The organism is Mesorhizobium sp. P2_A12, from assembly GCF_056405075.1.
On the sequence record NZ_JBFUCU010000006.1, the window covers coordinates 210,164 to 224,017 of the forward strand.

The 13,854-nt window shown below is 63.3% G+C and carries 13 protein-coding genes and 1 tRNA gene; 7 read left to right on the forward strand and 7 right to left on the reverse strand.

Annotation, left to right across the window (positions count from 1 at the left end; genetic code table 11):
* Positions 1-11: 11 nt before the first annotated feature.
* Both AC1DZU_RS16615 and guaB read right to left on the reverse strand, forming a co-directional pair.
* On the reverse strand, positions 12-635 hold the full coding sequence (locus AC1DZU_RS16615) for a hypothetical protein (RefSeq protein ID WP_477286388.1): 624 nt from the start codon (positions 633-635) through the stop codon (positions 12-14).
* Positions 586-2,088 carry an IMP dehydrogenase gene (gene guaB, locus AC1DZU_RS16620; protein ID WP_477286390.1) on the reverse strand — a complete coding sequence of 501 codons (1,503 nt, stop codon included), beginning with the start codon at positions 2,086-2,088 and terminating at the stop codon, positions 586-588. The genes AC1DZU_RS16615 and guaB overlap by 50 nt, the downstream gene beginning before the upstream one ends.
* Before the next feature lie 318 nt (positions 2,089-2,406).
* Here guaB and AC1DZU_RS16625 point away from each other — a divergent pair, with 318 nt between their 5' ends.
* Positions 2,407-3,828 carry an MFS transporter gene (locus AC1DZU_RS16625; protein ID WP_477286392.1) on the forward strand — a complete coding sequence of 474 codons (1,422 nt, stop codon included), beginning with the start codon at positions 2,407-2,409 and terminating at the stop codon, positions 3,826-3,828.
* 21 nt (positions 3,829-3,849) lie between these two features.
* Here the strand turns inward: AC1DZU_RS16625 and AC1DZU_RS16630 are convergent, their stop codons facing one another.
* Together AC1DZU_RS16630 and AC1DZU_RS16635 are read right to left on the reverse strand one after the other, a co-directional pair.
* A complete protein-coding gene (locus AC1DZU_RS16630; protein WP_477286394.1) occupies positions 3,850-4,602 on the reverse strand; it encodes an RlmE family RNA methyltransferase in 753 nt (250 codons plus the stop codon).
* A gap of 136 nt (positions 4,603-4,738) precedes the next feature.
* Positions 4,739-6,088, reverse strand: a complete 1,350-nt coding sequence (locus AC1DZU_RS16635) for a Ppx/GppA phosphatase family protein (RefSeq protein WP_477286396.1) — start codon at positions 6,086-6,088, stop codon at positions 4,739-4,741.
* A 379-nt stretch (positions 6,089-6,467) separates the two neighbouring features.
* On the opposite strand from AC1DZU_RS16635, the gene AC1DZU_RS16640 reads away from it, so the two are divergent.
* The 3 genes from AC1DZU_RS16640 (at position 6,468) to AC1DZU_RS16650 (ending at position 8,147) form a co-directional block, all read left to right on the forward strand.
* On the forward strand, positions 6,468-7,400 hold the full coding sequence (locus AC1DZU_RS16640) for a lysylphosphatidylglycerol synthase domain-containing protein (protein ID WP_477286397.1): 933 nt from the start codon (positions 6,468-6,470) through the stop codon (positions 7,398-7,400).
* Positions 7,401-7,572: 172 nt separating this feature from the next.
* Positions 7,573-7,646, forward strand: a tRNA-Gln gene (locus AC1DZU_RS16645).
* Positions 7,647-7,925: 279 nt separating this feature from the next.
* Positions 7,926-8,147, forward strand: coding sequence for a hypothetical protein (locus AC1DZU_RS16650; RefSeq protein WP_477286398.1), 222 nt, complete (start codon positions 7,926-7,928; stop codon positions 8,145-8,147).
* Positions 8,148-8,241: 94 nt separating this feature from the next.
* Here the strand turns inward: AC1DZU_RS16650 and AC1DZU_RS16655 are convergent, their stop codons facing one another.
* Complete coding sequence (locus tag AC1DZU_RS16655; RefSeq protein WP_477286400.1) at positions 8,242-8,514, reverse strand: hypothetical protein; 273 nt, start codon at positions 8,512-8,514, stop codon at positions 8,242-8,244.
* Positions 8,515-8,757: 243 nt separating this feature from the next.
* On the opposite strand from AC1DZU_RS16655, the gene AC1DZU_RS16660 reads away from it, so the two are divergent.
* Both AC1DZU_RS16660 and AC1DZU_RS16665 read left to right on the forward strand, forming a co-directional pair.
* A complete protein-coding gene (locus tag AC1DZU_RS16660) occupies positions 8,758-9,228 on the forward strand; it encodes a nucleoside deaminase (RefSeq protein ID WP_477286402.1) in 471 nt (156 codons plus the stop codon).
* A 75-nt stretch (positions 9,229-9,303) separates the two neighbouring features.
* The gene (locus AC1DZU_RS16665) at positions 9,304-10,989 is read left to right on the forward strand and encodes a hypothetical protein (protein WP_477286404.1); all 1,686 of its coding nucleotides are present in this window, start codon (positions 9,304-9,306) and stop codon (positions 10,987-10,989) included.
* A gap of 9 nt (positions 10,990-10,998) precedes the next feature.
* Here AC1DZU_RS16665 and AC1DZU_RS16670 read toward each other — a convergent pair whose 3' ends face one another.
* Positions 10,999-11,685 (reverse strand): D-lyxose/D-mannose family sugar isomerase, encoded by a 687-nt coding sequence (locus AC1DZU_RS16670; RefSeq protein WP_379095971.1) that lies wholly within the window; start codon positions 11,683-11,685, stop codon positions 10,999-11,001.
* A 189-nt stretch (positions 11,686-11,874) separates the two neighbouring features.
* Here AC1DZU_RS16670 and AC1DZU_RS16675 point away from each other — a divergent pair, with 189 nt between their 5' ends.
* Positions 11,875-12,933, forward strand: a complete 1,059-nt coding sequence (locus tag AC1DZU_RS16675; protein WP_477286407.1) for a D-TA family PLP-dependent enzyme — start codon at positions 11,875-11,877, stop codon at positions 12,931-12,933.
* A 57-nt stretch (positions 12,934-12,990) separates the two neighbouring features.
* On the opposite strand, the gene AC1DZU_RS16680 is transcribed toward AC1DZU_RS16675, so the two are convergent.
* A complete protein-coding gene (locus AC1DZU_RS16680; protein WP_457153745.1) occupies positions 12,991-13,743 on the reverse strand; it encodes a heme ABC transporter permease in 753 nt (250 codons plus the stop codon).
* Between the last annotated feature and the right edge of the window lie 111 nt (positions 13,744-13,854).

Consider the following 13,854-nt stretch of genomic DNA (forward strand, 5'->3'; position numbering starts at 1 on the left):
CCTGTCTGGCGTCAAACCTGGTGTTTCTGGCCCGCCAGCCAGAAAGCGGCGATGACGGTCAGCGGGATGGCAAGAAGCGCGAATTTGGTGACGATCAGCGCCGAGGCGAGAGACAGCGAATCCGGATTGGCCGACAGGAAATCGGACAGCAGGCTCGCCACCGCGATGTTCTGGGCATAATCGGCCAGCGTGTAGGGCAGCACCAGAATCAGCGCGAATATCGACTGCAGCTGCCCCGGCAACACGCGGAAATTGTTCAATCGCCGGCCGGTGGCCAGGATCAGGCTGACCAGTGTCACCGACAACAGCGCCGGGAACAGCAAATCGAAGGTCAGATAGTGCCAGACGAGAATGATCTCGCCGCCGCGCCGGCCGAGCGCCGTCAGCCAGGCCATGCCTTCGTCCGGCGTGAAGCCGAGAAAACGCATGTCAAGCGACGCCAGGCCGCCGCTCAACTGGCGGAAATAGAAGAATTCCAGCACCGTCATGGCGATGAAAACCGCCGCCGACAGGAAACAGAGCGCGGCCGCGTGGCGCGACAGCCGCAGGATCGTTGCGGTCAGGTTGCGCCAGAGCCCGTACGGATCAGGCTCCGCCGGGATAATTCGGGCTTTCGCGGGTAATCGTGACGTCATGGGCGTGGCTTTCACGAAGTCCGGCGTTGGATATGCGTACAAAAGTGGCGCGTTCGCGGAAATCGGCAAGATCGCGACCGCCGACATAACCCATAGCGGCTTTCAGCCCGCCTGCAAGCTGGTGCAGCACGCCAGACACAGGTCCTTTATAGGGAACTTGCCCCTCGATGCCTTCCGGGACCAGTTTCAGCGTGTCGCGCACCTCGGCCTGGAAGTAGCGATCGGCGGAGCCGCGCGCCATGGCGCCGACCGAGCCCATGCCGCGATAGGCCTTGAAGGAGCGGCCCTGGTGCAGATAGACCTCGCCCGGGCTTTCATCGGTGCCGGCCAGCAGCGAGCCGATCATGGCTGCACTGGCGCCGGCGGCGAGCGCCTTGGCGAGATCGCCGGAATATTTGATGCCGCCGTCGGCGATCACCGAGACGCCTGATTTGTGCGCCGTCTCGACCGCCGACATGATGGCCGAAAGCTGCGGCACACCGACGCCGGCAACGATGCGGGTGGTGCAGATCGAGCCCGGGCCGATGCCCACCTTGACGGCGTCCGCGCCGGCGTCGATCAGCGCCTGCGTGCCTTCGGCGGTGGCGACGTTGCCGGCCAGGATGCGAACCGAGTTGGAGAGCTTCTTGGCGCGCGTCACTGCGTCGAGCACACGCTGCGAATGGCCGTGCGCGGTGTCGATGACCAGAAGGTCGACGCCGGCATCGATGAGACGTTCGGCGCGCTCGAAACCGTCATCGCCGACGCTGGTGGCGGCGGCGGCGCGCAAGCGGCCCTGCGCGTCCTTGGTGGCGTGCGGGTTGAGCTGCGACTTCTCGATGTCCTTGACGGTGATCAGCCCGACGCAATTGCCTCGGCTGTCGACGACGACCAGTTTTTCGATGCGGTGCTGATGCAGGAGGCGCTTGGCCTCGTCCTGGTCGACATTCTCCTTGACCGTGATCAGGTTCTCACGCGTCATCAGTTCGTAGACCTTCTGCGTCGGATCGGACGCGAAGCGCACGTCGCGGTTGGTCAGGATGCCGACCAGCCGACCGACCTTCTGGCCGCCGGTGCCGCCATTCTCGACCACCGGAATGCCCGAAATCGAATAGGTGCGCATCAGCGAAAGCGCGTCGGCAAGGGTGGCGTCGGGGCCGATGGTGACGGGATTGATCACCATGCCGGATTCGAACTTCTTGACCTGCCGCACCTGCTCGGCCTGCTCGGCCGGCGAGAAATTGCGGTGGATGACGCCAATGCCACCGGCCTGGGCCATGGCGATGGCAAGTCGCGCTTCGGTGACGGTGTCCATCGCCGCCGACAGGATCGGCACATTGAGGTCGATGTCGCCGGCAATGCGCGTGCGGACATCGGTCTCGCCAGGCATGACCTCGGAATGACCGGGCTGCAGCAGCACGTCGTCAAAGGTAAGCGCCAGTGCGCCGGTGGACGTTTCGATGATTTTTGCCATGGCCAGTCCTCGGAATACAGAAAAAGCGCTTGACCAGGATGGACAGCGCCGACTCGTCTTCTTCCCTTTCAGGATTGGCGCTGGCTCGTAACACGTCCCGCCGCCGATGAAAAGCCGATGATTTCATGCTCCCGTAAAGGTGACGTGACGCCAAAGCTGACGTGACACCGAAGGACGCCATCTATGGTTGCGGTAGCACAAAAGTGACAGCAAATTAATGCGACATCCGCCCCAAGCCGTGATAACCGCCCTTCGTGTCGGCTTGCCCCCAAGGTCGGCAAGCAATTGACGACGAAACATTCAGTTCGGACGCGTTCCTTGAACCGCACCATTCCGCTCATACTGGCGGTCGCACTTTTCATGGAGAACATGGATTCGACCGTCATCGCGACGTCGCTGCCGGCGATCGCCATCGACATCCATACCAGCCCGATCGCGCTCAAGCTGGCGCTGACGGCCTATCTGGTGTCGCTGGCGATCTTCATTCCGATCAGTGGCTGGATGGCCGACCGCTTCGGCGCCAAGAATGTCTTTCGCGCCGCAATCGCGGTCTTCATCGTCGGCTCGATCGCCTGCGCGCTTTCCGGTTCGCTGCCGGCTTTCGTGGTGTCACGTTTCCTGCAAGGCATTGGCGGCGCCATGATGACACCGGTCGGGCGACTGGTGCTGGTGCGCGCGACGCCGAAAAGTGAACTGGTCGCGGCTATGTCCTGGCTGACCGTTCCGGCGCTGGTCGGGCCGCTGGTCGGACCGCCGATCGGCGGCTTCATCACCACCTATTTCACCTGGCACTGGATCTTCCTGATCAATGTGCCGATAGGCCTGATCGGCATCTGGCTGGCGACGCGTTTCCTGCCGCAGACCGAACCAACACAGAACCCGCCACTTGATTTCATTGGCTTCGTGCTGAGCGGTCTGGCGGCATCGGGCGTGGTGTTCGGCCTGTCGGTGATCAGCCTTCCGTACTTGCCGCCGCTCGTCGGCATCATCACGGTAGGGGTCGGCCTGGCGTCGGGGGCGCTCTATTTGCTGCATGCGCGCCGCGCCAAAAACCCGCTGCTGGCGTTAGAACTGTTCCGCAACCAGGTGTTCCGCTCGTCGGTGCTGGGCGGCTCACTGTTCCGCATCGGCATCGGCGCCGTGCCGTTCCTGCTGCCGCTGATGTTCCAGATCGGCTTCGGACTGACGCCCTTTCAGTCGGGCATGATCACCTTCGTCTCGGCGATCGGCGCCATCGGCATGAAATTCGTCACCGCGCTGATCTTCCGCGTCGCAGGCTTCCGCCGCGTGCTGGTCGTCGGCTCCCTAGTCGCCGCGGCGTCGATTGCCATCAACGGGCTGTTCACACCCGACACACCCTATCTGCTGATGCTGGCCATGCTTCTCGTTGGCGGCTTCATCCGCTCGATGTTCTTCACTGGCGTCAATGCACTTGCCTATGCCGAGGTTTCGGCTGAAGACACCAGCAAGGCGACGCCGATTACCGCCGTCTTCCAGCAGCTTTCGATCGCGCTCGGCGTGGCGCTGGCCGGCGGCATCCTGGAAGTTTCGACGTCAATCCATGGCGGTCCGCTTTCGCTGGACGACTTCCACATCGCCTTCTTCATCGTGGCGGCTGTATCGGCGGCGGCGGCGCTGTCGTTCGTGCGGCTGGCGCCCGATGCCGGCAACGCCATCTCCGGCCATGGCCGGCTGAGCACGCCCAAGACGCTGGAACCGGTGAGCCCGCCTGGCAATTGATGCCGACCCGGAAGGCAGCCGTCAGCCTTCGGACCGCTCCTGCTCAGCGCTTTCAACCTGGGCACCATCCGGCGCCGTGCGTCCCTTGAAATCCTTGGCCAACAGATAGAGCTCGACCGATTCGTCGCGCGACGCCGGCGGCTTGACGTGATGGACCGAGCGGAAATTGCGCTTGAGCATGGAGAGCAGTTCGTTTTCGGCGCCGCCCTGGAAGGTCTTGGCGAGGAAATGCCCGCCCGGCTTCAGGACCGACAGCGCGAAATCGGCCGCCACCTCGCACAGATGCATGGTGCGGATATGGTCGGTCCTCTTGTGGCCGGTGGTGGGTGCCGCCATGTCGGACAGAACCACATCCGGGTCGCCGCCCAGCGCCTCGGCCAGCTTCTGCGGTGCCAGCGGATCGAGGAAATCCATCAACAGCACCGGCGCACCGGGAACGGCATCCATTTCCAGATAGTCGATGCCCACGACATGCGGCTTGTCGGCTGTCGATTTCGTGCGCGCCGCCGCGACCTGGCACCAGCCGCCGGGGGCAGCACCCAGATCGATCACCTTCATGCCGGGTTTCAGCAGATGATGCTTGTCGTCGATCTCGATCAGCTTGTAGGCCGCGCGCGAGCGATAGCCATCCGCCTTGGAGCGCTGGACATAGGGATCGTTGATGTGGCGCTGCAGCCAGCGGCGCGACGATTCCTTCAGGCCGCTCTTCTTCTTGATCCGCGTCTTCAGCACGCGAATGCTCGCAGACCCTGGTTTTTCCGGTTTCTTGGTCATCGCCTAATTTCTTGTTTGAGCATGATCTCTGCCGAAAACCGGGGCCCACTTTTCGCTGACGCGGTCCTTCGGTTCGGGATCATGACTTCTTGCTTGAGCATGATCTCGTCCGAAAACCGGGGTCCACTTTTCGGGATCATGCTCTGCCACGTCCATCGTTGCGCCAGACACCGTCATCGGCCATCAACTCGCTCAATATGCCCTCGCGCAGGCCACGGTCAGCGACGCGCAGCCGCTCCGACGGCCATACCGCGCGGATCGCCTCGAGGATAGCACAGCCGGCCAGCACCAGATCGGCGCGATCAGCGCCGATGCAAGGGTTGGCGCAGCGCTGCTGGAAATCCCAGCCGACCAGCTTTTCGACCATGCGGTCGACGCTGTCGCGGTCCATCCACAGCCCGTCGACGCGCCGGCGGTCGTAGCGTTCGAGGTCAAGGTGGACGCCGGCCAGAGTCGTCACAGTGCCCGACGTGCCGAGCAGATGGAAATTCGGGCTGGCCGTGAGATGGCTCAACCGGTCGCGACCGTCGAAGCTGGCCAACCGGTTGGCGACGTCGTCGACCATGGCGGCAAAGATCTCGCGCGTCACCGTGCGGCCGCCGAAACGCTCGGCCAGCGACACGACGCCGACCGGCAGCGACGTCCACGACACGATATGGTGAGCGAGCCGCGGCGAACGGCGGCCGCTGAGGTCGATCAGCGCGATTTCGGACGAACCACCGCCAATGTCGAACAGGACGACGCCTTGCGTGTCGCGCTCGACCAGCGAACCGCAGCCGGAAACCGCCAGCCGCGCTTCGGTCTGGCGATCGATGATCTCAAGCTTCAGACCGGCCTCGCGCTCGACGCGATCGAGGAATTCAACGCCGTTTTCAGCCGAGCGGCAGGCCTCGGTGGCGATCAGCCGGGCTTTTCTGATCTTGCGGTTGCGCAATTTGTCGCCGCAGATCTTCAACGCCTCGACCGCGCGGTCCATCGCCGGCTGGCCGAGCCGGCCATTGGCGGTGAGCCCCTCGCCCAGCCTGACGATGCGCGAAAAGGCATCGATGACGCGGAACTGGCCGTGCCGCGTCGGCACCGCAACCAGCAGCCGGCAATTGTTGGTGCCGAGGTCGAGTGCCGCAAACACTGGAAGCTCCTGCAGCGGCGGCCGGTGGGCGCCCGGTTCGTGCCGTGCCGGCGCAACCGCGGGCAAGGCCACCGAATTGGGACGTTTTGTCGCCTCGGCTGCCGAAGGGGCGTTGCCGGGCACAGGCGATCGATTCCCTATGGGATGCGCCTCGTCGCGGGCAAAAACCTTGCGTCCGCGCCTTCGCTTGCGCCGCTTCTTGGGCTTGCCCTTCTGGTTATGGGTTGCGTCGCCCGCCTGCCCGTCGGCGGAGCGGGACTCCGTCGGGCGGCTTTGCCGCCATGAGCCTGCTGGCCCTGGGGAAGCGCTGGACGCACCCACCTCCGGCGCGCCGGCGCCGGTGTCGCGGTCTTCCACTGTCGTTCCTTCCAGCACCGCGCGAACCGATGACGGACGCAGCAGGCGCTTTGACGTGTTTTAAGTTGCCGCCAGACTAACAGTGCTGCGCCCGATCACCAAGAGCCGCGCGCTCAATTTTGCCGGCTCGGCGCGTGAACCGCCTTTGAGGCCGCGCCACGTAATGTATCCGTAACCCTCGATTGGTAGGCGCAGCGCCGGCTGGCGTCCCGTTGGGCAGCCCTCGACGCAGACAAATCCTGCCGGCTGCCGCAACGCAAAGCGTTCGCGGTTGAATAGCCGGCTTCAATGAGGCATTTCTGAAATGAGCGTAAGAATCCGGCGCAACCGGCCTCTCGACAGCAAAGGAAGCGGACCCGCAACGCATGGCAATCAGGCAATGAACTGGAGACGCTATTTCTGGCCGGTCGTCGGCATTGCGGCGGTGATTTTCTCGCTGCTCCTGCTCTGGCACGAACTGCGCGGCATCTCGCTCGACGATGTCTGGGGCGGCATATCGGGGATTCCGGCTCGCCGCTGGATTCTCGCGGCGCTGTGTTCGGTCGTCGCCTATGCCTCGCTCGCCGGCTACGACCACATCGCGCTCTTGCATATCGGCAAGAAAGTGTCGTGGCTGTTCGTCACGCTCTGTTCCTTCACCACCTATGCGCTGTCGCACAACATCGGCGGGTCGGTGTTCTCCGGCGCCGTCATCCGCTACCGCGCCTATGGCACCAGGGGCCTCACCGGCCAGGATGTCGGCGTGCTGGTGGCGATCTGCTGGATCACCTTCGTGCTGTCGACGATTCTCGCCTCCGGCCTCGTATTGGTCTTCGAGCCTGAGATTCTCGACCGGTTTTCCGGCATCGCCCATCACGGCCTGTCGGAAGCGGCGGGGATCGTGATGCTGCTGCTCGTCGCCGCCTACATATTCGGCAGTTGGCTGCATCTGAGCCCACTGAAGATCGCCAGCTTCCAGTTGCACTATCCGGCGCTGCCGATCGTCGCGCGGCAATTGCTGATCGGCCCGGTCGAACTGCTGGCGGCGGCTGCGATCATCTTCTTTGCCCTGCCATCTATCCACAATCCCGGCTATTTTGTCGTCCTTGGCGTTTTCCTGGTCTCGTTCTCGATCGCGCAGATCTCGCATGCGCCGGGTGGGCTCGGCGTGTTCGAAGTGGTGTTCCTGGCGGGGCTGTCCGACATGGATCCGGTCGGCGTGCTGGCGGCACTGCTGGTGTTCAGGCTGTTCTACCTGGTCATCCCGCTGATTCTGGGCCTTGGTATCGTGCTGTTCTTCGAACGGTCGCAGTTCAGCCGAAGCGAGTCCTGAAGCGCAGGGTTGGACTCCAGGCCGGCGCGAAGCCTGAACATGACATCTGAAACCACCTGACGAAACCTGCCATTGAACCGCTCAGCAGGCTTGACTATTTTCCGCTGGCGGCTACAAGGCAGCGCTCAAGCGGCTTGGCCGCTCGGCCCGCACGGTTCATGACCGCGCTTGCTGGGGAATAGGTTAACGGTAGACCCACGGACTCTGACTCCGTTAGTCCTGGTTCGAATCCAGGTTCCCCAGCCAAGACTTTCTCAAGTAAAAACAAGTGGTTAGTCGAATCCATGGCAGCGCGTTTGTGTTGCAGCCAGTTTCCTGCCCTGCGACGCGCAAACCCTTGTATTCCGGGCACGTCCCGCCCTGTCCTGTCTAGTCGGTGCAACATAGCTGCAACACGAAAAGGACGGTTTGTTCTCTCGATGTTCGGCCGGCTGCCGTAAGGGGCACCCACCCCTTCACGGCGCCAATTGCGGCGCCAATCCTTTCCTGCGACTATCGGCGGGGTGTGGGACGGGGGCTTTGGTGATGAACGACGAAACGTCTGCGCATATTGAGCGCCTCAAAAAGAGACGTTGGCATGCGATTGGCATTCTTCTGGTGGGTCTCCCCTTGGCTATCTTGCTTGTAAAGTTCTGCAAGGCAGAAGGCTGGAATAGACACATCTACATGCCCATCGCAGGAGGCATCGGAATCCTGGTGGGGCAAGTCTCAACCGTAGTAGTGCAGCGATTATTGGCCAAGAACTAGCCCCACGAGCGAATGCAAAAAAAAGCCCGCCACCGTGAGGCAGCGGGCTGGCCGTGTCGCTGGATAGAGAAAGGCCCGGAAGCCGAAGCCGCCGTCAATTATAGCCAGTTTGAAACCACGGACTGGTGTCATCATACCCCAAGCGCGGATTATAATGATCCAGGAAGTTGGCCCCATTTGACGGTCGCGCAACCACGGTGCCTGTCGATTTGCAATCCAGTTTCGGGGTCGGCTTGCTGCCAGCCTTCATATGAGCTGCAGAACACGAGGTTGCAGGCTGAGCTGTGGCCACCTTTTTCTTCTCTTTCGCAACAGCTGCTCCGGTGGCGGCCAATGCCATTGCTACGCCAAAGACAACGAGTTTCATTGAAACGCCCTCACCCTTGTACAATCCGATATGATTGCGCCCAGTTACCGTAACGTCAATCACCTTTTGTCGGCAACGACGGCGAACAGTGCCAGTAAAAAGAGCCCGCCACCCGCCCGCCCCAAAGAGCTTGGGGCAGGTGGACGTTCAAGCGACGGTTAGCTCTTGCCAATGGCGTCGCTTTGGCCGCAATCTCGGCGCGAAGAGCCGCTCATCGGATGTCGGCGTGATGGGGATTTTACCATGACCCGAGATCAGATGCTCGCCCACCTCCGATCCGCCGACGCGGTCGCGCGCGAGGCGGCGGCGCATGGGCACCATCCCTTCGGTTGCGTGCTGGTCGGGCCGGACGACCACGTTCTGATGCGGCAGGGCAATCTCGACACGGTGCGCCATGCCGAGACCGAGCTCGCCCGGCGCGCCGCGGCGACCTACGAGCCGGAGTTCCTGTGGCAATGCACGCTGGTCTCGACCGGTGAGCCCTGCGCGATGTGCACCGGAACGCTCTACTGGGCAAATATCGGCCGGCTGGTCTACGGCTTCGAGGAGAGCAAGCTTCTGGCGCTCACCGGGAATCACGCGGAGAATCCGACGATGAGCCTTTCTTCGCGCACCGTACTCGACTCAGGCCAGAAAAAGATCGAGGTCTTTGGCCCCTTCCCCGAAATCGCGGACGAGCTGATCGCACCGCACCGCGATTTCTGGAAGCGCTGACGTGGTGTCCAGCCCTCGGCCGGAGCGCTCTGTAAGCTCACTGTGACCAAAGCGCTCGGAGAACTCGGGGGCTTAATGGATCACTTCAACCTCGGCAGCTACCGCCGCCTCATCTCCACCCGCTCGGCGGAAACCCAGCGCTCGTTCGATATCGGCCTGAACTGGTGCTACGGCTTCAACCATGAGGAAGGCATCAAGTGTTTTGACAAGGCACTCGAAACGGACCCTGATTGCCCGATGGTGCATTGGGGCATCGCCTATGCCGCCGGGCCTTTCTACAATCTGACCTGGAAGGAGCATGGCGAGGCCGAGGCGAACAGCGCGACGAAACGCTGCTTCGAGCATGTTCAACTCGCACGCGCCAATGCGGCTTCCGCCAGCGAGGTCGAAAGGCGATTGATCGAGGCGCTGGCCTGCCGCTTCCAGAAGGCGCATCGGGTGACGCCGCCGGAATTCGAGCAGTGGGATGACGCCTACGCCGCCGCGATGCGGCTGGTATATCAAAGCTTTCCCGACGACCATGACGTGATGGCGCTGCTGGTCGAGGCGCTGATGATGCGCACGGTGCGGCGGTTGTGGAACCTCAAGACCGGTGCGCCCGCGCCAAATTCGGACGTGGTCGAGGCGCTCGAGGTTTGCGAGCGTTCAATCCGGCGTGCCGACGAGGCCGGCATCGCGCAGCATCCGGCGATCGTCCACCTGCACATCCATCTCCTGGAAATGTCGACCATGCCGGAACGCGGCATGCGCTCGGCGGACCTGCTCGGGGAAATGTGCCCCGATGCCGGGCACATGAACCACATGCCGGGTCACATCTACGTGCTGTGCGGCGCGTACGAGAAGGCCAAGCTCGCCAGCGAGAAGGCGGTTCGCGCCAATGACCTCTATCTCGCCTATGCGGACGAGCCGACCTACTATTTGCTCGGCTGCTGCCACGACCTGCATCTGATGATGTTCACCTGCATGTTGCTCGGCCAGTCCAGGCCGTCGCTGTGGGCCGCCGACAAAGTGCGCAGCCTGGTGACGCGCGACGTGGTCAGCCTTCCCGACCGGCCAAAGCTCACCCAGACGGTGGAAGGCTACCACGCGATGAAATCGCATGTTGAGGTGCGCTTCGGCCGCTGGCAGGAGATCATCGACGAGCCGGCAACCGGAGAACCCGGCCTCTATGTGCTGACGGCGGCCATGCAGCACTACGCCAAGGGTGTCGCGCATGCGACGCTGAGGAACTTCGCCGAAGCAGAGCGCCAACGCCAGCGGTTCCATCGGCATCTGGAAGGCATTCCTGCAGAACGGCGCTTCCTCAGCAACCCGACCCGCGCCTCGCTGGCTGTCGGCGCGGCTCTCCTCGATGGCGAGCTTGCCTATCACCAGGGCCGGCATGAGGAGGCGTATGGCCATCTGAGGCAAGCGGTCGAGCTTGACGATAATTTGTCCTACACCGAGCCGTGGGCGTGGATGCATCCGCCGCGCCATGCGCTGGCGGCGCTGCTTCTCGACCAGGGCCACGCGCAAGAGGCCGAACAGGTCTATCGCGACGATCTTGGCCTGAGCGGCAAGGTGCAGCGCTGCGCCCAGCACCCGAACAATGTCTGGGCGCTGCACGGGCTGGTGGAATGCCTGAAACGGCGCGGCGAGACCGAAGAATTGCCGGCGCTGCAGGCAAGGCTCGCCACGGCGCTGGCCAAAGCGGACGTGCCGATCAGCTCGTCCTGCCTGTGCAGGACCAGCGTGCAGTCAGCGCCCAGCTGCTGTCACTGAGCCCCGAAGCTACCCCAGCCACTTCTCATAGTCGGACACCAGCAGGTGCACCGGGGCGACGTCCTCGTCGATGTTGGAGAAACGGCCGATCTGCTCGCGGAACACATTGTCGGTGAGATCGTCATTGACGGTCGACACCTCGCCGATCAGCACATCCTTGCCCTCGGCCCAGAAGGCGTGCCAGACGCCGGGCAGCAGCGTGACGCTCTGGCCCGGATCGAGCTTCAGGAGGCCGCCCGCCGGCAGCCTGTGGATGGTTCCGTCGACAGGCACCGATACCTCGGCCTTGGGATCGATACCCCCGTCGCGATCGTGCATGAACAGTTCCAGCACCAGCTTGCCGCCACCGCGGTTGATGATGTCCTCGGCCTTGATGTTGTGGCGGTGCATGGGCGACAGCTGGTCCTTGCGCGAGATCATGATCTTCTCGGCATAGAGCATGCCCATGCCCTTCTTCATGTCTTCGTAGCGGCCGTTGCGAACGGTGAACAGGAACAGGCCGAGTTCATCGAACTTCTCCTGGCCGTAATCGGTGATGTCCCAGCCGAGCCGCGAGGTGAAAACCGCCGAGGAATCGACCTGGCGCGCCTTCGCCTCCTGCGGCGACCAATAGGCGAAGGGCGGCATGATATAGCCGAACGAGCGGATGAAAGCGTCGGCTTCGCGGATGATGTCGTTGATGGCGGAGCGTTTCATGATCATGGTCCTTCGTGTCGACTTTTCCGACATTCGCATAGCCGAAGCCCGATGCGGTGTCGATCCATCTTGCCGCCCTGCCCTGCCTTGCGGCGTGAGCGCATGGACCACAAATCCGCTGCGCTGGCCGCGTGACATCACGCGCTTTCAGGATCATAAACCCAGCGGATTTCCATGGGGTGACAGACGATGCCGACCATCCACGATCTCGATACGCCATCGATCCTGATCGACGCCGTGCGCGCCGAAGCCAACATTGCCCGTGCCCAGGCCCATGCCGATAAGAACGGGCTGAAGCTGCGGCCGCATATCAAGACGCACAAATTGCCCTATTGGGCGAAGAAGCAGGTCGCTGCCGGCGCCGTCGGCATCACCTGCCAGAAAATCGGCGAGGCCGAGGTGATGGCCGACGCTGGCCTGACCGATATTTTTCTTCCCTACAACATTCTCGGGCGGGCCAAGCTGGAACGGCTTCTGGCGCTGCATGGCCGTGTCACCCTGTCGGTGACGGCTGATAGCATGGACACGATCGAGGGGCTGGCGGCCACCTTCACCGATGCCGGCCATCCTCTGCCGGTGCTGGTCGAGTTCGACACCGGCATGGGCCGCTGCGGCGTGCAGACGGCGGATGAAGCCGTTGCGCTGGCAAGACAGATCGACAAGGCCGGCGGCCTCGCCTTCGGCGGGCTGATGACCTATCCAGCCGCTGGCCGCGCGGCGGAGGCCGAAGCGTGGCTTGCCGACGTCAGGCAAGCCTTGGCCGCTTCGGGCCTCGCCTGCGACCGCATCTCCAGCGGCGGCACGCCGGATATGTGGCGCTCCAACGAGGCATCGGTCGTCACCGAGTATCGCCCCGGCACCTACATCTATCTCGACCGCTACCAGGTCGCCAAAGGCGTCGGCACTCTCGACGATTGCGCGCTGACGGTGCTCTCGACGGTGGTCAGCCATCCCACAGCAACGCGCGCTATCCTCGATGCCGGCAGCAAGGCATTGTCCAGCGACACGCTGGGGCTCGCCGATTTCGGCGAACTGCTCGGCGTTTCGGGAGCGCGGGTAACCGGCTTGAGCGAGGAGCACGGCACGGTCACGCTTTCAGACCATGCCAAGCTGCGCATTGGCGAACGCGTCCGCGTCGTGCCCGACCATTGCTGCGTCGTCACCAACCTGTTCAACGAGGTCAATCTGATCGACGGCGACAAGGTGCTGGAGACACTGCCGGTGGCAGCGCGGGGACGGATGGGCTAACCCCACCCCAGCGAGTGCTGCCGCGCGCAGCAAGATTTTTTGAGAACTCGCCGGTCGTCAGCTAGCCTGTCGTGCCGCCACACGCCGCATGGCAATAACCCGGCGGCGGCGAATTTCCGTGCGCATCGCCATCAGGTGCAGCGCGAAGAACAGCACCGTGAAGCCGACGGCCATCACCAGCAGCGGCCACAGCAGGCTGGGGTCGATGGTCGGCCCGCCGAGCCTGAACACCGAAGCCGGCTGGTGCAGCGTGTTCCACCAGTCGACCGAGAATTTGATGATCGGGATGTTGATGAAGCCGACCAGGGTGATGATGGCGGCGGCCCAGGCGGCGCGTCCAGCATCGTCGAGCGCGCGGGTCAGCGCAATGATGCCGAGATACATCAGGAACAGCACGAAGACCGAGGTCAGCCGCGCATCCCAGACCCACCATGTGCCCCACATCGGCTTGCCCCAGATCGAGCCGGTGATCAGCGCCAGCGCCGTAAAGACCGCGCCGATGGGGGCCGCCGATTTCAGCGCCACATCGGCCAGCGGATGCCGCCAGACCAGCGTGCCGAGGGCGGAGACCGCCATCAGCGTGTAGCACATCATGGCGAGCCAGGCGAAAGGCACGTGGATGTACATGATGCGAACGGTAATGCCTTGCTGGAAATCCTCCGGCGCGGCGAAACTCATATAGAGCCCGACGGCAAGGACCAGTGCGGCGATGGACGCCAGCCATGGCACGACCCTGTCTGCCAGCCCGACAAAGCGCGTCGGGTTGGCAAGATCCATCCAGCCGGTCAGGCGTGAAGTCGTGTCGCTCATGCGGCTCTACATAGACCGCTCGTGCGCTTGGGGCAATCGAGCGGTGGTGTCGCAGGCTGGTCAGCCTCCCGATACAGGGAGGTCATTGCGAAGCAGCGGTGGAGGCCCCAC

Coding starts and splice junctions, on each gene's coding strand:
- AC1DZU_RS16650 (WP_477286398.1), top strand. CDS start 7,926: ATGAACGACGAAACGTCTGCGCATATTGAGCGCCTCAAAAAGAGACGT.
- AC1DZU_RS16655 (WP_477286400.1), bottom strand. CDS start 8,514: ATGAAACTCGTTGTCTTTGGCGTAGCAATGGCATTGGCCGCCACCGGA.
- AC1DZU_RS16640 (WP_477286397.1), top strand. CDS start 6,468: ATGAACTGGAGACGCTATTTCTGGCCGGTCGTCGGCATTGCGGCGGTG.
- AC1DZU_RS16615 (WP_477286388.1), bottom strand. CDS start 635: ATGACGTCACGATTACCCGCGAAAGCCCGAATTATCCCGGCGGAGCCT.
- AC1DZU_RS16675 (WP_477286407.1), top strand. CDS start 11,875: ATGCCGACCATCCACGATCTCGATACGCCATCGATCCTGATCGACGCC.
- AC1DZU_RS16670 (WP_379095971.1), bottom strand. CDS start 11,685: ATGAAACGCTCCGCCATCAACGACATCATCCGCGAAGCCGACGCTTTC.
- AC1DZU_RS16630 (WP_477286394.1), bottom strand. CDS start 4,602: ATGACCAAGAAACCGGAAAAACCAGGGTCTGCGAGCATTCGCGTGCTG.
- AC1DZU_RS16680 (WP_457153745.1), bottom strand. CDS start 13,743: ATGAGCGACACGACTTCACGCCTGACCGGCTGGATGGATCTTGCCAAC.
- guaB (WP_477286390.1), bottom strand. CDS start 2,088: ATGGCAAAAATCATCGAAACGTCCACCGGCGCACTGGCGCTTACCTTT.
- AC1DZU_RS16660 (WP_477286402.1), top strand. CDS start 8,758: ATGACCCGAGATCAGATGCTCGCCCACCTCCGATCCGCCGACGCGGTC.
- AC1DZU_RS16665 (WP_477286404.1), top strand. CDS start 9,304: ATGGATCACTTCAACCTCGGCAGCTACCGCCGCCTCATCTCCACCCGC.